Origin of the sequence: Streptosporangium sandarakinum, assembly GCF_050942225.1 — a bacterium.
Taxonomy (GTDB): Bacteria; Actinomycetota; Actinomycetes; order Streptosporangiales; family Streptosporangiaceae; genus Streptosporangium; species Streptosporangium nondiastaticum.
Map to the genome: position 1 here is coordinate 6,825,487 of NZ_CP192034.1, position 17,260 is coordinate 6,842,746.

The window sequence follows — 17,260 nt, forward strand, 5'->3', positions numbered from 1 at the left end:
GGGTGTGTAACGCTGCTGGGGCAGAACAGAACCCCACATGAGGAGCCCGCGCCGTGGCTGAGAACCCCTTCTTCGCCCCAAGCACCCTGCCCTACAAGCTCCCGCCGTTCGCCGAGATCAAGGAGGAGCACTACCTGCCCGCCTTCGAGCACGGCATGGCCGAGCAGCTCCGCGAGGTGGACGCGATCGTCGCCGACCCCGCCGCGCCGACCTTCGCCAACACCGTCGAGGCTCTGGAGCGCTCCGGCCAGGTCCTGAAGCGGACGGCGATCGTCTTCTTCAGCGTCGCCTCCTCGCACGCGACGGACGCCGTCCGGGAGATCGAGAAGGAGATCGCCCCCCGGCTGACCAAGCACGGCGACGCCATCCACCTCAACCGCGCCCTGTACGCCCGGCTCAAGCAGGTCGCCACTGACGACCCGGAGGAGGCGTGGCTGCTGGAGAAGTACCGCGTGGACTTCGTCCGGGCCGGCGCCGACCTGTCGGAGGCCGAGCAGGAGCGACTCAGCGAGCTGAACGAGGAGCTGTCCACGCTCGGCACCGCCTTCTCCCAGAACCTGCTGGCCGCCACCACCGCCTCGGCGCTGGTCGTCGAGGACGCCAAGGAGCTCGACGGCCTCTCCGAGACCGCGCTCAAGGCGATCGAGAAGGACGGGAAGTACGTCCTGCCGCTGCTCAACTTCACCAACCAGCCCGCGCTGGCCGAGCTGACCGACCGGGAGACCCGCCGCAGGCTGTACGAGCTGTCGACCGGCCGGGCCCCGGAGAACTTCGGGCTCGCGGCGAAGATGGCGGCGCTGCGCGCCGAGCGGGCCGCCCTGCTCGGCTACCCGAACCACGCCGCCTACAGCGTCGCCGACCAGACGGCCAAGACCACCGACGCCGTGGAGGAGATGCTCGGCAAGCTGGTCGGCCCGGCGGTGGCCAACGCCCGCCGCGAGGCCGAGGCGCTGAGCGAGCAGGCCGGCTTCCCGATCGAGCCGTGGGACTGGTCGTTCTACGCCGAGAAGGTGCGCAAGACCCGCTACGACTTCGACGGCTCCGAGCTGCGCCCCTACTTCGAGCTGGACCGGGTGCTGCGCGACGGCGTCTTCCACGCCGCGGGCGAGCTGTACGGCCTGCGCTTCGCCGAGCGGGACGACCTGCGGGGCTACCACCCCGACGTCCGGGTGTTCGAGGTGTCCGACGCCGACGGCTCGGAGCTGGGCCTGTTCGTGTTCGACCCCTACGCCCGGCCCACCAAGCGCGGCGGCGCCTGGATGAACAACCTCGTGGACCAGTCGCACCTGTTCGGCGAGCTGCCCGTGGTGATGAACAACCTCAACATCACCAAGCCGGCCGAGGGCCCGACGCTGCTGACCTTCGACGAGGTCGTCACCGCCTTCCACGAGTTCGGGCACGCTCTGCACGGCCTGTTCTCCGACGTGCGCTTCCCCCGCGTCTCCGGCACCGAGGTGCCGCGCGACTTCGTGGAGTACCCCTCGCAGGTGAACGAGATGTGGGCGACCTGGCCGTCGATCCTCGCCAACTTCGCCAGGCACCACGAGACCGGCGAGCCGGTGCCGGCGGAGCTGGTGGAGAAGATGCAGGCCGCGGAGAAGTTCAACCAGGGCTTCGCCACCGTCGAGTACCTCGCCGCGACCCTGCTCGACTGGGCCTGGCACAAGCTCGCCCCGGGCGAGACCGTCGAGGACGCCGAGGCGTTCGAGGCCGCGGCCCTGGAGCGCGCCGGCATCGCCTTCGGGCTGGTCCTGCCGCGCTACCGGACCAACTACTTCGCGCACATCTTCTCCAGCGGCGTGGGCGGCTACAGCGCCGGCTACTACTCCTACATCTGGAGCGAGGTGCTGGACGCCGACAGCGTCGAGTGGTTCAAGGAGAACGGCGGCCTGGTGCGCGCCAACGGCGACCACTTCCGCTCCGCGCTGCTGTCGGTCGGCGGCGCCAAGGACGCGATGGAGGCCTTCCGCGCCTTCCGCGGCCGCGACCCGCGCATCGAGCCCCTGCTGGAGCGCCGCGGTCTGGCGTAGCGGCCCGTCCGCCCCGGTACGGCTCCGCAACGCCTCCAGCCGGGCGGGCCGTACCGGGGGGCTCCGGGGCACGCTTCACGCCCGCCCGGGTCACTCCGGGCGGGCCTCGGCGGGCGCGGACTCCAGCTCCGCGACGGCCTCCCGGAGCCATTCCCTCTCCGCCGCGCTCATCGCACGGGCGACCACGAGCATGCCCCTGTGGAACGGGTCGCCGACCTCCTCGGCCCGCAGCGGCCTGCCGTCCTCGTAGAAGAAGCTGGCGGGCGTCTCCAGGAAGGCTAGGCGGCGGCGCAGTACCAGGGCCTGCGCCTCGCGGTCGCGGAGCTGGGACAGGAAGGCGAGCAGGCCGAAGAACCGCGTCTGGTCGCTGATGTCGAGGTCGGCGGGCTCGCGGAGCCGCCGCAGGAGCTCGCGGCGGCCGGCCTCGGTCAGCGTGAGGACCTGGCGGCGGGCCGCGCCCGCCCCCTCCTCCTCGTGCCGCTCGACGAACCCCTTCTTCTCCAGGCGGGCGATCGCCGGGTACAGCGCGCCGTCGCTGACCGGGCGGAGGTGGCCGCTCAGCCCGTGGATGCGGGCCTTGAGCTCGTAGCCGTGCATCGATCCCCGCCCGAGCAGGCCGAGGATCGACAGGGTCAGATCACCGCTTGCCATGGGCGCATCGTAACGCTATACCTCTAAACGAGATAGCTCGAAAAGAGGTAAAGATGAAGCTGCTCCGCCTCGCCCTGCCCGTCTACGTGGAACTGCTGACCGCGGTGGTCGCGGTCGGCCTGATCGACCTGCTCTGGGTGTCCCCCCTGGGCGGTCCGGCCGTCGCGACGGTGACGATCGCGACGGCCGCCGAGAACCTCGCCCTCGGCGTCGTGCTCACCGTCTCCACCGGGACCACCGTCGCGGTCGGCAGGCGCGACGGCCGGGAGCCGCTCGGGCCGGTCGTCCGTACGGCCTGGCTGCTGGGCGGGGCGGTGAGCCTGGCGGTGGCGGTCCCCGGCGTGCTGCTGCGCGAGCCGCTGGCCCGGCTGTTCACCGAGGACCCCGGGACGGCCCGGCTGACCGCCGGCTTCTTCCTGATCTCCCTGGGCGGCCTGCCGGTCTTCTACGCCCAGACGCTCACCGACGGGATCTTCAAGGGCCTCGGTGACACCGCCACCCCTATGCGCACCGCGCTGCTGTGCAACGCACTGGTGATCGCGCTGGACCCGCTGTTCATCTACGGCCTCGGCATGGGCGTCCAGGGGGCCGCGGCGGCGACCGTCGCCGCCCGCGCCGTGGCCCTCGGCGTCGCGCTGACCCTCCTCTCCCGGCGTCTCTCCCGCCATGCGGCCTCCGGACCGCCGGCGCGGGCGCGCCGTCCGGACGACGTGGACACCGTGCGGGTCGTGAGGACGGGCGGGGCCGGGGACGCCGGGGACGTCGGGGAGATCGTGCGGGTCGTGAGGACGGGCGGGGCCGAAAACGCCGGGGAGATCGTCCGCACCGGCCTGCCCATGTCCGGGGACTTCCTGGCGCGGTCACTGGTCGGCATGCTCATGGTGGAGCTGGTCGGCGGGTTCGGGGTCACACCTCTGGCCGCGTACGGCACCGGCACCAAGATCATGCTGGCTGGGGTGATGGCCTTCTACGCGCTCCGGCAGGCCGCGATGATCCAGACGGCCCGGTCCGGACGGGCGGGTCCGGCGTCGTCCCTCGGCCTGGCCGCGGGCGGGGTCGTGGCGGCCGTGCTCAACGCCGTCGCCGTGCCCGCGGCAGGGCTGTTCACCTCGGACGCGGCGGTGGCCGCCGGGACCGTGGACTTCCTGCGGTGGATGACGCTCCACCTCGTCCCGTTCGGCGCGCTGATCGCCGCGGGCGGGACGCTGCAGGCGAGCGGTCGCGGGGGCCGGGTGCTGGCCGCCACCCTGGCGGGCTTCGCCGTACAGCTCGGCCTGGCCCACGCGCTGGGCGCGGCGCTCGGCGTCACCGGCGTCTGGCTGGCCATGGCGGCGGGAACCACCCTCGCCGCCGTCCTCGTCGTGGTGCTCGCCGCCGCCCGATTTCCCGCCGGAAAACCGGTTGCGGCCCTCCCTAACCTGGATTCATGAACCACGCACTGTGCTTCGCCCACCTCCGGGTGGGCCTGGTCAAGCGGCCTCGCGCCACCCGGGCCCTGGCCCGCTAGGACGCGCGCTCCGCATCTCACGACGACGCGCGTCCGCACGCGTGCGCCCAGGGCTTTCCGAGACCCGATCCATCTCTCGGACCCCGAAGGGGCGGAAACGCTGTGGCGCGTTCATTCGCACACGGAAACCATTCACACACCCAGAAGAAGGTCAGGGCCGACGGCGGCGGGAGAACCGGCCGCGACCAGGCCAGGCGCGTCCTCTCGCAGAACTTCATGACCGACCCGCGCGAGATCGACCGCGTCGTCGCCGCCGCCGCGCCGGAGCCCGGGGACCTCGTCCTCGAACCCGGCGCGGGAGAGGGCCCCCTCACCCGTGCCCTGGCCGACCGTTGCAGGAAGGTCATCGCCTACGAGATCGATCCGCTGCTGGCCGGGAGGCTGGCCGCACGCACCCGCGACGACGACCGCATCGAGGTCGTCCGAGGCGACTTCACCGCCGCCGGGGCGCCCGCCGAGCCGTTCGCCGTCGTGGGCAACATCCCCTACGCGGTGACCGCGCGCATCGTCGACTGGTGCCTGCGAGCCAGGAACCTCACCTCGGCCACGCTCGTCACCCAGCTGGAGTACGCCCGCAAACGCACCGGCGACTACGGCAGGTGGAGCATGCTCACCGTGGCGAGCTGGCCCCGCCACACCTGGCACCTGCACGGCGTGATCGACCGCGCCGCGTTCCGCCCGGTCCCCGGGGTCGACTCGGCGATCCTGCGCATCCGGCGCAGGCCCGCCGGCCTGCTGCCGCCGGAGGCCATGGCCGCCTACCGCGACCTGGTCGAGCTCGGCTTCAGCGGGCTCGGCGGCACCCTGCGCGCCTCGCTGCGCCGCCGCCATCCCGCCGCCGAGGTCGACGCCGCCTTCGCCGAGGCCGGCCTCGACCCGGACAGCGTCGTCGCCCACGTCCACCCGGACCAGTGGGTCACCCTGTTCACCCGTCTCCACTGACCCGCAGGCGGCGCCGGGCCCCGCGCCCGGCGCCGCCGGAGGGCGGAACGGACGTCCCCTCCGGCACCGGGCCCGCTCCGGAGCCGGAGATCAGGCAGGCTTGACCCTGACACCATGTGAGGCCCTGGAGTGGGAGGACCATGTTCACCATCGGAGCCTTCGCCAGACACGGCCGCGTCTCGGTCCGCATGCTGCGCCACTACGACGCCGTCGGGCTGCTGCGCCCTGCCCGCATCGACCCGTCCAGCGGCTACCGCTTCTACGAGGCCGGCCAGCTCGCCCGGCTCAACCGCGTCATCGCCCTGAAGGACCTCGGATTCACCCTCCAGCAGGTGCGGGCGATCGTGGACGAGCCGGTGAGCACCGAGGAGCTGCGCGGCATGTTGCGGTTGCGGCGGGCGGAGCTGGAGGCGGCCCTGGCGGCCACCGCGGCCCGGCTGGCCCAGATCGAGGCGAGGCTCCGGACGATCGAAAGCGAGGGACGCATGAACACCGACGACGTGGTGGTCAAGCGCATTCCGGCCGTACGGGTGGCCGAGCTGAGCGGCACCGCCGCGAGTTACCGGCCCGAGGACGTCGGCACGGTGGTCGGGCCGCTCTTCGACGAGCTGTGCCGCAGGCTGGAGCGGGCGGGCGTGACCCCGGCGGGGCCGGGCATCGCCTACTACGAGGACGTCCCGGACGGCGAGGCCGTCCTCGTCCACGCCGCCGTGCCGGTCGCGGCCGACCCCGCGGACGGCCACGGCCTGACGGTCGTGAACCTGCCCGCGATCGAGCGGGCCGCCACCATCGTGCACCGCGGCCCGATGGACGACATCATGCCCACGGCCCAGACGCTGACCCACTGGATCGAGACGAGCGGTCACCGCTCAGCCGGCTACGCCCGGGAGCTCTACCTCGAATGCCCCGATGATCCGCGGGGGTGGGTGACCGAACTCCAGGAGCCGATCGCCGCGGCGTGAGCCTCCCTCGCATACGGCGGGCGCCCGGACGCGGGGTCGCGTCCGGGCGCCGGCGTGCTTCCCGGGAGCCCGGGAGAGGTCCTTTCCGGAAAGGCCCGGAAGGCGGCCCTCCCCCCGGAGCCCGGGAGGGGTTCAGCCCTCCAGGCGGGTGAGGGCGGCGCGGAGGCGGGCGACGGAGCGCTCGCGGCCCAGCGCCTCGATCGACTCGAACAGCGGCAGGCCGACGGTCCGGCCGGTGATCGCCACGCGGACCGGGGCCTGCGCCTTGCCGAGCTTGAGGCCGTGCTCGGCGCCGACCTCCTCCAGCGCGGTCTTGAGCGACTCGGAGTCGAAGTCGGCCTTCTCCAGCCGGGCGAGATAACCGGTGAGGATCTCCCGGGCGGAGGTCTTCATCCCCTTGTCCCACGACGCCTGGTCGAAGACGGGCTCGTCCAGGAAGAGGAAGTCGACGTTCGCCGTGATCTCCGACAGCACCGCGAGGCGGGTCTGGGCGAGACCGGCGATCCCGGCGAAGACCTCACGGTCCCAGCCGGGCGCGAGCCACGGCTCGCAGCGGGCGATGAAGTCGTCGAGCGGCAGCGCCCGGATGTACTCGCCGTTGAAGGCGCGCAGCTTCTTCTCGTCGAAGAACGCCGAGGAGGGGTTGACGTCCTCCAGGCGGAACAGCGGCACCATCTCCGACCAGGGCATGATCTCCCGGTCGCCGCCGGGGCCCCAGCCGAGCAGCATGAGGTAGTTGACCATCGCCTCCGGCAGGTAGCCCTCGTCGCGGTAGGACTCCAGGGCGACCTTGTCGCGGCGCTTGGAGAGCTTCTGGCGCTTCTCGTTCACGATGACCGGCAGGTGCGCCCAGACGGGCGGGGTCACGCCGAGCGCCTCCCACAGCAGCTGCTGCTTGGGCGTGTTGGACAGGTGCTCCTCGGCGCGGACCACGTGGCTGATCCGCATCTCGATGTCGTCGACCACGTTGGCCAGCGCGAACAGCGGTGAGCCGTCGGCGCGGGCGACGACGAAGTCCTCCATCGCGTCGTTGGGGAACTCGACCCTGCCGCGCACGAGGTCGTCGACGACCGTCACGCCCTCGTCGGGGGTGCGGAAGCGGACCGCGCCCTCGGTGAGGCCCCGCTCGCGGCAGAAGCCGTCGTAGCCGCGGTGCTCGGAGCCGGTGCGGGCCTTGACGTCGTCGCGGGTGCAGGTGCAGCGGTAGGCGCGGCCGGCGGCGACGAGCTTGGCCACCGCCTCGCGGTGCTGCTCCTCGTAGGACGACTGGAAGTAGGGACCCTCGAAGAACGGGCTGTCTTCGTGGATGCCGATCCAGGCCAGCGCCGAGATGATGCCCTCGGTCCACTCCGGCCGGTTGCGCGCGGCGTCGGTGTCCTCGATGCGCAGGACGAACCTGCCGCCGGACTGCTCGGCCAGCGCCCAGTTGAACAGCGCCGAGCGGGCGCCGCCGACATGGAACATGCCGGTGGGCGAGGGAGCGAAACGAACCCTAATCACGGGAGACCACCCGGTTGGTGAGAGTGCCGATTCCTTCGATGCCGACGCTGACCTCGTCGCCTACGTCCAGCGGTCCCACACCCTCGGGGGTCCCGGTGAGGATGACGTCGCCGGGGATCAGGGTCATGACCGCGCTGACGTGAGCGATCAGCGCCGGGATGTCGTGCATGAGCTTGGAGGTGCGCGAGCTCTGCCGGAGCTCGCCGTTCACCGTCGTGGTGATGGCGAGGTCGTCCGGGTCGAGCACGGTCTCGATCCACGGGCCGAGCGGGCAGAACGTGTCGAAGCCCTTGGCCCGGGTGAACTGGACGTCCTTCTTCTGCAGATCGCGAGCGGTGACGTCGTTGGCGCAGGTGTAGCCGAAGACGACCTCGCGGGCCCGCTCGGCGGGCACGTCGCGGCAGAGCCTGCCGATGACCACGGCCAGCTCGCCCTCGTAGTCGACCCGCCGGGACAGTCCGACGGGGTAGGCGATGGCCTCCCCGTGGCCGATCACCGAGGTGGACGGCTTCAGGAAGATCAGCGGTTCCTCGGGGACCTCGCCGCCCATCTCGCGGGCGTGGTCGGCGTAGTTCTTGCCGATCGCCACGACCTTGCTGGGCAGCATCGGCGAGAGCAGCCGGACCTGCGAGAGCGGGTGGCGCTCGCCGGTGAACTGGATCGGGCCGAACGGGTGCCCGGAGATCGCGGAGACGAACTCCTCGCCGGGGCCGCCCTCGACCACCCCGAATCCGACACCTTCACCTGTGGAGAACCTCGCGATACGCACAGGACAAGGCTAGTCGCGCCCGCGAGCCGCCCGGGACCGCCACCGCTCCCCGCTCCCCGGCCCCCGGACGGCCCCGGACGGTCGCCGTCCGGCCGCCGGGACCTCGGCACGATCACCGGGAATCCCGCCCGGCATTTCCCCGGAAAGCCATGGCAATCAATGAATCACAAATTCCCATTATCCCCCCAAGAATCATTATCTCCGGATTTCTATTGTTATGAGGGGTACCACCCTTTATGGGCAATAGTCGGGGAAGCGGGCGGTCTTCCCCTAGGGGGAGGGAGTCGACGTGACCGAAGCGAGCACGCCGAACAGGCCGAGAGGCGAAGGCGCCCCGCCGTCGCGGACGCGGACCGACAACCCGGGATCCGGCGGAGACCTGATAACGCCCAAGGGGACCACGAGCATCGACAGCGGTGTCGTCGCGAAGATCGCCGGCATGGCGGCCCGCGAACTGGAGGGCGTCCACGCCATGGGCGCCGGCGGCGCGCGCGCCCTCGGCGCGGTCCGGGGCATGGTCGGCGGCGGCGACCGGAACGTCACCCAGGGCGTGGCCGTGGAGGTGGGCGAGCGGCAGGCCGCCGTCGACATCGACCTCGTGGTCGAGTACGGCGTGGCCATCCCAGACCTGGCCGGCTCGGTGCGCCGCAACGTGATCTCGGCGGTCGAGCGCATGACCGGCCTGGAGGTCACCGAGGTCAACATCCGGGTCGACGACGTCCACCTGCCCGAGCCGGAACGGCAGGAGAGCGGGCAGGAGAGCGGGCAGGAGGCGCGCGTCCAGTGAGCGAGCTGGCCCACGAGGTCGCCGACGCCGTACGGCACTGCCCCGGCGTCGCGGGGCTGTCCGGCGGCCCGTTCGGCGCGGTGGCGACCTACCTGCCGGGAGAGAAGGTGCCCGGCGTCGCCGTACGAGACGACCAGGTCGAGGTCTCCATCGTCGTCCAGCCGGGACGGCCGCTGCCGGAGATCGCCGAAGACGTGCGCGCCGCCCTCGCCCCGCTGGTGGGCGGCCGCCCGGTGAACGTCCACATCGGAGGTATACGTTGAACGGGTTTCCCATCTGGTCGTTCATCGGCCTGGTCGCCGGCGTGGCCCTGGGCTTCGCGGCGGCCTTCGGCGGACTGGGCGCGTTTCTGCTGGTGCTGGTCCTGGGCGCCGTCGGGGTGATCATCGGTCGCCTCGTCGACGGCGACGCGGTGGATCTGTCCAAGCTGTCCAAGAGGCACGGATGACCGCTCCGGCCGGGTCCGCGCCGCCCGCTCCGGCGGACATCCCCCCGGAGCCGGGCGGCGTCCCCGCCCGGGAGCCGGCCCGTGCCGGGCCCGCCCCGGCGGCCGTGCCGCCCGAGCGGCGGGGTAGAACCGACATCCCCGAGCGGGTGGTGGCACGCATCGCCGCCCAGGCCGCCGGGGAGGTGCCGCACGTGCACCGGGTCCGCGAGCGCGGCGCGCTGACCCCGGGCGGCACCCAGGCCGTCGTGCACGACGAGCTCGCCGTCCTGGAACTGGACGTGTCGGTGGACTACCCCGTCCCGCTACGGCACGTCGCCGAGGAGATCCGGCGGCACGTCGCCCGCCGTGTCCACGACCTCACCGGTCTCTCCGTCGGCCACATCGACATCGGCGTGACCGACCTCGTGCCTTCCCGGGGAGATGACACGTCATGACCGCCCCCTCCGTCCCGGGGCCGCCCGACCCGGTCCCCGGGGGCACGCCCTCCGTCCCACCGGAGCCCTCCGGGGGAACGCCCACCGGGTCCCCTCCCCCGGGCACGCCGCCCGCGCCCGGCGCGGGAACCCCGGAACGGGCACCGACGACCGCACCCGGCGCGGGAGTCCCGGAACAGGCACCGACCGCCGCACCCGGCGCGGGAACTCCGGAACAGGCACCGACGGCCGGCCCGTCCGCGGTCGGCCCGGTCCCGCGGAACCGGGCCGCCGACCGGGCGGCCGTCCGGGCCTTCCGCCCGCGCCGGGTGGTCCCCGCCGTCATAACGGCCGCCCTGATGCTCGTCGTCGGCGGCCTGGTCGCGACGGAGGTGATCTCCGCGCTGCTCGGCAGCCCGGTGCGCGTCGTGCCGTACGACCGGATGTTCGCCTGGGCCGCCTCGACGCCGTGGCGGTCCCCGCAGGCGCTGGGGGCCGCGACCCTGCTCACCGCGCTGGGCCTGCTGCTCGTCCTGTTCGCGCTCATCCCCGGCCGGACCAGGACGGTCCCGGTCAGGACCGGCGACCCGGATCTGATCGTCGGCATGCGACCTCGCGGGTTCACCGGCGCCCTGGCCCACGCGGCGAACCGGGTGCCGGGCGTCGAGCACGCCCGGGTGCGGCTGGTCGGCAGGACCGCCCGGGTGACCGCCCGCACCACGCTGCGCGACACGTCCGGGCTTCCCGAGGCCGTACGGCAGGCCGTACACGCGCGGATCGAGGAGCTCTCCCCCGTGCACGACCATCCGGTGAGCGTACGGCTACGAGGGAGGTGAGCCGGAGGTGGACAGGAAGACCGCGCGGGGCAACCGGCTGGGACTGCTGATCATCGGGCTGCTGCTGACCGCCGCCGGCGTCTACGCGCTCGTCCGCGGCACCCGGCTGCTCCCGCAGAGCTGGGCGTCCGCCACGGAACCGCTGATCAGCCCCGCGACGCGCGCCGGGTTCGCCCGCACCGCCCCGTGGAGCTGGGGGGCGCTCTCCCTGGCCGCGGTGGTACTCGCCCTGTACGGCCTGCGCTGGCTGATCGTCCAGGGGCGCAGCGGCAGGCTGCGCGGCATCCGCCTGGAACACGGCCCGGGCGGCGCCACCGACGTCCGCGCGGACACGGTGACCGAGGCGATGGCGGCCGAGGTCGGCGCGCACCCGGCCATCCACGACGTCACCGCCGCCATGACGGGCACGAGCGCCCACCCCGCCGTACGGCTCCGCCTGACGGCCGACGAGACCACCCCGATGAGCGCGATCTGCGAGCAGATCGGCGGGGTGGCCGTCCCGCGCATGCGCCAGGTGCTGGAGACCGAGCACGTCCCGGCCGTGGCCAAGGTGAGCCTGGCCGAGCCGCCACGCCCCCGCCGGACCGTCGCCTGAGGGACGCCGGTCGTAGAGTGGCCGGCACAGCCAACACCTCGAACACCAGGGAGAAGATGTGTCGGTCGTGAAGATAAACGTCCTGACGGTGCCGGCCGAGATGCGCCAGGAGCTGGAACGCCGGTTCTCCTCGCGCGCCGGGATGGTCGAGTCGGCCGACGGGTTCGAGTGGTTCGAGCTGCTCCGCCCGGTCGAGGGCACCGACCGCTACATGGTCTACACCCGCTGGCGCTCCGAGGACGACTTCAGGCGCTGGACCGAGAGCCGGGCGTTCCAGGGGGGCCACGGGGAGGGCGGCGGCGCCGGTCACGGCCATGGGCAGGAGGCCGGTCAGGGCCACGGGCACGGGGAGGGCGCCGGCCACGGGCACGGGCGGTCGCCGGCCGCCACCGCGGCGGAGCTGTGGTCGTTCGATGTCGTCCAGAGCGCCGGCCCGGGCGGCCAGGAGTCCTGAGCGTCCCGGCCCTTCCGGGCCGACGGCCAGGAGTCCTGAGCGTCCCGGCCCTTCCGGGCCGGCGGCCGGGCGTCGTCAGCGGTCCAGCGGGTTCGCCGCGATCCGCCCGGCGACGCCGTTGCGGACGAAGCCCGCGGCCAGGCTGTCCGGCTTACGGGCGGCCTGGCCCTTGATGCAGGCGGTGAACTCCTCGCCGATGCCCAGCCGGGGATGGCGGCCGAGCACCTCGGCGCGCAGCTCGGCGGGGAACGCCTCCGGCCGCCGTCCGGAGATGTCCAGGCCGGTCGACAGCTCCAGCAGGTGGCCCTCGGGATCGGCCTCGACGTCCACCTCGTCCCACATGTGGCGCACGATCACCTCGGCGGCGCGCCTCCGCCGCGCCACGGGCCACCCCGCCCCGGCGCCGAATACCCAGGCGACGTGGCCCCCGGCCTCCTCGAACGGCACGGTGTGGCTGTCGAACTCCTGGACCAGGCCGATGTCGTGCAGCATCGCCGAGACGTACAGCAGCTCGGCGTCGAAGGCGATGCCGTTCATCGCCCCGTAGGCCGCCGCCCACAGGTAGGCGCGGACGGAGTGGTTCAGCAGGGCGGGCGAGCAGTACTCGGTGGCGACCTCCAGCGCGGCGCGGGCGGCGGGGGTCTCGGGGGTCACGATGTCGGCGAGTCGCATGCGCCCAGCATGAACCAGGCGGCGACGCGGTCCGCGGGCGGGGCGGCCGGTGAGCACGACGAGGCCGGACGGGCGTGACGAGGTCGGCCGGAGAGGCGGCCGGTGAGGTCGGGGAGGCCGGTGGGCGGAGCGGGCGCGCCACCGTAACCGCCGTCAAACCCGCGGCGCGCATCTAGTTGCTAACGATCTCCTGAAAGCTCTCCTTCCAACTTGACCGGTTTGGTGGGATTCGGACAGCATGATCCGCCCTCGTCGTCAGCCCCGGAAGGAACAGGCGTGCGCCGCCGCACCAGAGCACTCATCCTCTCCGCCGTCCTCCTCCTGAGCTACGGCACGGCGACCGGCCCGGCGCGGGCCGCGGTGGAACGCACCTCCGAGTGCCAGGGCGACTGGCTCCCGGCCACCCCGACCGCGCCGGACATCATGAACGGCGAGGTCGAGTTCCTGGACCTGCCGCCGGTCAAGGTCGGCAAGGACGTCAACTGGCGCACCGACCCCTACCGCAACCGCTCCTGGAGCATGGTCTTCCACTCGCTGCGCTGGATGGGGCGGCTGGTGGCCGAGTACGAGACCAGCGGGAACAGGTCCTACCTGACCCGCGCCACCGAGATCGCCAAGGACTGGGTGACCGACAACCCGCGCCGCGGCGGCCCGAAGGCCAGCCCGTACGCCTGGCAGGAGCACCCCGTCGCGCTGCGCGCCCCCGCCCTGGTCTGCCTCAGCAAGCACGTCCAGGAGTCCTGGCTGTCGAAGAGCCTGGCCGAGCACGCCGCGGTGCTGTCCGACCCCCGCCTGTACGAGAAGGGCCACAACCACGGCATCGACCAGGACATCGCGCTGCTGGGCATCGGGTGCCGCTACAAGCGCTCCGAATGGTCCGGCCTCGCCCTGCGGCGCCTGATCGAGACGGTCAAGCTGGACGTCGACTCCCAGGGCGTGCTGCGCGAGCAGGCGCCGCGCTACGCGGTCTACGTCCACGAGCGACTCAGGGTCGCGATGGACAACATCAAGGCGTGCGGCCTCAAGGTCCCCGCCGAGATCGCCAAGCGGTGGGAGGGGCTGGAGACCTTCATCGCCCACTCCACCCAGCCGAACGGGTTCATGGTCCCGATCGGCGACGGCGGCGCGGACGTCCGGCCGGTCGGCTACGACCACCCCAAGGCGAAGGTCAAGGTGTTCGGCAACGGCTACGTCTACGGGCGCACCGACTGGGACAAGCCCGAGTCGGCGTTCTACTCCATCCGCTTCGGCCCCGGCCTGAAGTACCACGGGCACGAGGACCACCTGGGCGTGACCTACTACGCCCAGGGCCGCGACGTCCTGGTGGACGTGGGCTTCCACTCCTACGAGGAGAACACCTACCGCCGCTGGACGATGTCGCCGCAGGCGCACAACACCCCGGCCGTGGTGGGACGGCCGTTCCGCGGGAGGACGGCCACCGCCCTGAGCAGGTCGTCCATCGGCGAGGACCGGCAGAGCTACCGGCTGACCGACCGGGCCTACGGCGTGCCGAGGACCCGCTCGGTGCTGGTCAACCACGGACGCGACGTGATGGCCGTGCTGGACACGGCGCCCAAGGGCTCCAGGATCTCCACCACCTGGCATCTCGCCTCGGAGCTGTCCACCGTCTCCGCCTCCGGCGGCCGCGTCGTGGTCAAGGACAAGGCGGGCTGGAAGGCCACGCTGGCGCAGGTCTCGATGCCCTCGTGCAAGCCGGTGAGCGGGCTGAAGGTGATCCGCGGGCAGCGGAACCCCTACCAGGGCTGGGTCTCCACCGCCTACCTCAACAAGCAGCCCGCCCCGGCGGTCGTCTCCCCCGCGTCGGCGGACCCGGTGCTCACCGTCGTGGTGCCGGGCGCCGACAAGCCCTCGTTCTCCTGCTCCGGTTCCAAGGTGACCGTGGGGACCTCCGAGGGCGCGGTGAGCTTCAAGGTCTCCGGGTCCGACCTGCGCTGAGCCTCCGGCCGGGGTACGGTCCGCGGGACCGTACCCCGTCGACGGTCAGCCGGCGGCGTGGCCCGCCCGGAACAGCCCGTAGGTGACGGCCTGCTCCAGGGCCTGCCAGGAGGCCTCGATGATGTTCTCGTCGACGCCCACGGTGGACCACTCGCCATCCGCGTCGCTGGTGGTGATCAGCACGCGGGTGACCGCGCCGGTGCCGTACGTGCCCTCCAGGATGCGGACCTTGAAGTCGGTGAGCTCCAGCCGGGCCAGCTCGGGGTAGAGCCGCTCCAGCCCCAGCCGGACCGCCTTGTCCAGCGCGTTGACCGGGCCGTTGCCCTCGCCGGTGGAGACGATCCGCTCCCCCTTGGCGTGCAGCTTGACCGTGGCCTCGCTGACCAGCTCGGCCCCGCGGGTCCGCTCGACGATCACCCGCCAGGACTCGACCGTGAAGTGGCGCGTCCGGCGGCCCGCCACGGTGTCACGGAGCAACAGCTCGAAGGAGGCGTCGGCCGCCTCGAAGGTGTAGCCCTTCGACTCCAGGTCCTTGACGCGGTCCACCAGCTCGCGCGAGGTCTCCGCGGGCAGCTCGTAGCCCAGCTCGCGGCCCTTGAGCTCCACGGAGGCGCGGCCGGCCATGTCGGAGACGAGCATCCGCATGTCGTTGCCCACCTGGGCCGGGTCGATGTGCTGGTAGAGGTTGGGGTCCACCTTGATCGCGCTGGCGTGCAGCCCGGCCTTGTGCGCGAAGGCCGAGACGCCCACGTAGGGGGCGTGGGAGTTGGGGGTGACGTTGGTCACCTCGGTGATCGCGTGCGCGATCCTCGTCATCTCCGACAGCGACTCCGTCGGGACGAGGTCGAAGCCCCGCTTGAGCTGCAGGTTGGCCACGACGGTGAACAGGTTGGCGTTGCCGGAGCGCTCGCCGTACCCGTTGGCGCAGCCCTGCACGTGGGTGGCGCCCGCCTTGACCGCGGCGAGGGTGTTGGCCACCGCGCAGCCGGTGTCGTCGTGGCAGTGGATGCCGATCCGGGCGGAGGTCCCCACCGCCGCCTGCACGACCTCGGCCAGTTCGTCGGGCAGCATGCCCCCGTTGGTGTCGCACAGCGCGATCACCGAGGCGCCCGCCTCGGCCGCGGTGCGCACGACCTCCAGCGCGTAGGCCGGGTTGGACCGGTAGCCGTCGAAGAAGTGCTCGGCGTCGAGGAAGACCCTCTGGCCCTCCGCACGAAGGTGGGAGACCGTGTCGCGGATCATCGCGAGGTTCTCCTCAAGGGTCGTGCGGAGGGCCAGCTCCACGTGCCGGTCGTGACTCTTGGCGACAAGGGTCACGACCGGCGCGCCGGATTCGCGCAGCGCGGCCACCAACGGGTCGTCGGCCGCCTTCACGCCCGCCCGGCGGGTCGCGCCGAACGCGGCGAGCCGCGCGTGCTTCAGGTCCAGCTCTGTTCGAGCGCGCCTGAAGAATTCGGTGTCCTTGGGGTTGGCGCCGGGCCAGCCGCCCTCGATGAAACCGACGCCCAGGTCGTCCAGGTGACGAGCGATGGCCAGCTTGTCGGCCACCGTGAGGTTCAGGCCCTCCTGCTGGGCTCCGTCACGGAGCGTCGTGTCGTACACGTGGAACCGGTCGTCGGTCATTCGAGTCTCCTTGGGCGGGTTCGGGCGATCCGTCGCGTGCCGTCCGGCTCCCGAAGGTCCACGGAGCCCGGAAAACAAAAAGACCCCTCACGGACGTGAGAGGTCTGCGCGCCGGCGTTGTCCCTTTTCAGCCGGCGCGCCTGCCGATAATGAGCAGACCGTAGAACATGGTGCCTCGGAGTCTACCCGTACTCCACCACCATCTGACACATACATCTCACGATCCGGGACACGCGCCGCGCTGACATGGCGTTTTCCCGGTGTCGGAACGCGGCGAGCGGCAAGAATGGCCCCCATGAAGGCGACTTACATCGACCCGGCGATCGGGCAGTACCTGCTGGCGCACACCACGCTCCCCGACGACGTCCTGGACGCGCTGGCCATGGAGACCCGCGAGCTGACCGGCGAGGGCGCGAACATGCTCGTCTCCCCGGACCAGGGGCGCTTCCTGACGATGATCACTCAGGTCAGCCGCGCCGCGAACGTGGTGGAGGTGGGCACCTTCACCGGCTACTCCTCCATCTGCATCGCCTGCGGGCTCGCCCCCGGCGGCAGGCTGACCTGCTTCGACGCCAGCGAGGAGTGGACGGACGTCGCCCGGCGCTACTGGGACAAGGCGGGTGTCGCCGACCGGGTGGAGCTGCGACTCGGCCCGGCCGCCGAACGACTCGCGGAGCTGCCGCCGTGGCAGGGCGTGGACCTCGCGTTCATCGACGCCGACAAGGCGGGCTATCCGGTCTACTACCAGCTGCTGATGGAGCGGCTCGTCCCCGGCGGGCTGATCCTGGCCGACAACACGCTGTGGGGCGGGCGGGTCGCCGACCCCACCGCCGACGACGCGGAGACCCGGGCGATGCGCGAGTTCAACGACCTGGTCACGGCGGACGACCGGGTCACCTCGATCATGCTGCCCATGGCCGACGGCCTCACCGTGATCAGGAAGAACTGATTCGAGAACACTGACGAGAATCCCCCCGAATCCCGGGCGGGGGCGCGCCTTCAGGGCCCGCTTCCACGTCACGAACGTCCGGCGGTCCGGGCTCTTCACGGCTTTCCGAATCGGCCCTCCCGTACCGGGTCGACTCCGGGACACGGGGCGAGCGGCACGGGAGTCG

18 protein-coding genes are annotated in these 17,260 nt (G+C 72.2%); 13 read left to right on the plus strand and 5 right to left on the minus strand.

The genetic code is table 11. The features are described from left to right. Positions 1–53 precede the first annotated feature (53 nt). On the plus strand, positions 54–2,030 hold the full coding sequence (locus tag ACQP10_RS31365; protein ID WP_346019244.1) for a M3 family metallopeptidase: 1,977 nt from the start codon (positions 54–56) through the stop codon (positions 2,028–2,030). A 90-nt stretch (positions 2,031–2,120) separates the two neighbouring features. Here ACQP10_RS31365 and ACQP10_RS31370 read toward each other — a convergent pair whose 3' ends face one another. Further along, positions 2,121–2,681: a PadR family transcriptional regulator gene (locus ACQP10_RS31370; RefSeq protein WP_433540221.1), complete on the minus strand. Its 561-nt coding sequence runs from the start codon at positions 2,679–2,681 to the stop codon at positions 2,121–2,123. Between the two features lie 53 nt (positions 2,682–2,734). Here ACQP10_RS31370 and ACQP10_RS31375 point away from each other — a divergent pair, with 53 nt between their 5' ends. From ACQP10_RS31375 to ACQP10_RS31385, 3 genes are all read left to right on the plus strand, one after another. Next, the gene (locus ACQP10_RS31375; RefSeq protein WP_433540222.1) at positions 2,735–4,111 is read left to right on the plus strand and encodes an MATE family efflux transporter; all 1,377 of its coding nucleotides are present in this window, start codon (positions 2,735–2,737) and stop codon (positions 4,109–4,111) included. A 179-nt stretch (positions 4,112–4,290) separates the two neighbouring features. Continuing rightward, the gene (erm, locus tag ACQP10_RS31380; protein ID WP_346019241.1) at positions 4,291–5,130 is read left to right on the plus strand and encodes an ErmE/ErmH/ErmO/ErmR family 23S rRNA (adenine(2058)-N(6))-methyltransferase; all 840 of its coding nucleotides are present in this window, start codon (positions 4,291–4,293) and stop codon (positions 5,128–5,130) included. Positions 5,131–5,270: 140 nt separating this feature from the next. Next, complete coding sequence (locus ACQP10_RS31385) at positions 5,271–6,092, plus strand: MerR family transcriptional regulator (RefSeq protein ID WP_433540223.1); 822 nt, start codon at positions 5,271–5,273, stop codon at positions 6,090–6,092. Between the two features lie 132 nt (positions 6,093–6,224). On the opposite strand, the gene gltX is transcribed toward ACQP10_RS31385, so the two are convergent. Further along, positions 6,225–7,556: a glutamate--tRNA ligase gene (gltX, locus tag ACQP10_RS31390; protein WP_433541956.1), complete on the minus strand. Its 1,332-nt coding sequence runs from the start codon at positions 7,554–7,556 to the stop codon at positions 6,225–6,227. 28 nt (positions 7,557–7,584) lie between these two features. After that, positions 7,585–8,361 (minus strand): fumarylacetoacetate hydrolase family protein, encoded by a 777-nt coding sequence (locus ACQP10_RS31395; protein WP_346019238.1) that lies wholly within the window; start codon positions 8,359–8,361, stop codon positions 7,585–7,587. Between the two features lie 289 nt (positions 8,362–8,650). On the opposite strand from ACQP10_RS31395, the gene ACQP10_RS31400 reads away from it, so the two are divergent. From ACQP10_RS31400 to ACQP10_RS31430, 7 genes are all read left to right on the plus strand, one after another. Beyond that, on the plus strand, positions 8,651–9,148 hold the full coding sequence (locus tag ACQP10_RS31400) for an Asp23/Gls24 family envelope stress response protein (protein ID WP_179824857.1): 498 nt from the start codon (positions 8,651–8,653) through the stop codon (positions 9,146–9,148). Further along, positions 9,145–9,411: an Asp23/Gls24 family envelope stress response protein gene (locus ACQP10_RS31405; RefSeq protein WP_179824859.1), complete on the plus strand. Its 267-nt coding sequence runs from the start codon at positions 9,145–9,147 to the stop codon at positions 9,409–9,411. The genes ACQP10_RS31400 and ACQP10_RS31405 overlap by 4 nt, the downstream gene beginning before the upstream one ends. Continuing rightward, positions 9,408–9,596 (plus strand): hypothetical protein, encoded by a 189-nt coding sequence (locus tag ACQP10_RS31410; RefSeq protein WP_346019237.1) that lies wholly within the window; start codon positions 9,408–9,410, stop codon positions 9,594–9,596. Before ACQP10_RS31405 ends, ACQP10_RS31410 begins: the two co-directional genes overlap by 4 nt. Next, positions 9,593–10,030 carry an Asp23/Gls24 family envelope stress response protein gene (locus ACQP10_RS31415; RefSeq protein ID WP_399500221.1) on the plus strand — a complete coding sequence of 146 codons (438 nt, stop codon included), beginning with the start codon at positions 9,593–9,595 and terminating at the stop codon, positions 10,028–10,030. The genes ACQP10_RS31410 and ACQP10_RS31415 overlap by 4 nt, the downstream gene beginning before the upstream one ends. 338 nt (positions 10,031–10,368) lie before the next feature. Next, positions 10,369–10,845, plus strand: a complete 477-nt coding sequence (locus ACQP10_RS31420) for a DUF6286 domain-containing protein (RefSeq protein ID WP_346019235.1) — start codon at positions 10,369–10,371, stop codon at positions 10,843–10,845. 7 nt (positions 10,846–10,852) lie between these two features. Next, a complete protein-coding gene (locus tag ACQP10_RS31425) occupies positions 10,853–11,440 on the plus strand; it encodes a hypothetical protein (protein WP_346019234.1) in 588 nt (195 codons plus the stop codon). A 58-nt stretch (positions 11,441–11,498) separates the two neighbouring features. Next, positions 11,499–11,894 carry an antibiotic biosynthesis monooxygenase family protein gene (locus ACQP10_RS31430; RefSeq protein ID WP_346019233.1) on the plus strand — a complete coding sequence of 132 codons (396 nt, stop codon included), beginning with the start codon at positions 11,499–11,501 and terminating at the stop codon, positions 11,892–11,894. A 75-nt stretch (positions 11,895–11,969) separates the two neighbouring features. On the opposite strand, the gene ACQP10_RS31435 is transcribed toward ACQP10_RS31430, so the two are convergent. Beyond that, positions 11,970–12,566 carry an HD domain-containing protein gene (locus tag ACQP10_RS31435; RefSeq protein WP_346019232.1) on the minus strand — a complete coding sequence of 199 codons (597 nt, stop codon included), beginning with the start codon at positions 12,564–12,566 and terminating at the stop codon, positions 11,970–11,972. Between the two features lie 276 nt (positions 12,567–12,842). Here ACQP10_RS31435 and ACQP10_RS31440 point away from each other — a divergent pair, with 276 nt between their 5' ends. Next, positions 12,843–14,522: a heparinase II/III domain-containing protein gene (locus ACQP10_RS31440; RefSeq protein ID WP_346019231.1), complete on the plus strand. Its 1,680-nt coding sequence runs from the start codon at positions 12,843–12,845 to the stop codon at positions 14,520–14,522. A gap of 45 nt (positions 14,523–14,567) precedes the next feature. Here the strand turns inward: ACQP10_RS31440 and cimA are convergent, their stop codons facing one another. Next, entirely contained in the window at positions 14,568–16,145 is a 1,578-nt protein-coding gene (cimA, locus tag ACQP10_RS31445) for a citramalate synthase (protein WP_179824874.1), read from the minus strand. Positions 16,146–16,440: 295 nt separating this feature from the next. Here cimA and ACQP10_RS31450 point away from each other — a divergent pair, with 295 nt between their 5' ends. After that, positions 16,441–17,094 carry an O-methyltransferase gene (locus tag ACQP10_RS31450; protein WP_346019230.1) on the plus strand — a complete coding sequence of 218 codons (654 nt, stop codon included), beginning with the start codon at positions 16,441–16,443 and terminating at the stop codon, positions 17,092–17,094. Positions 17,095–17,260: the final 166 nt, after the last annotated feature.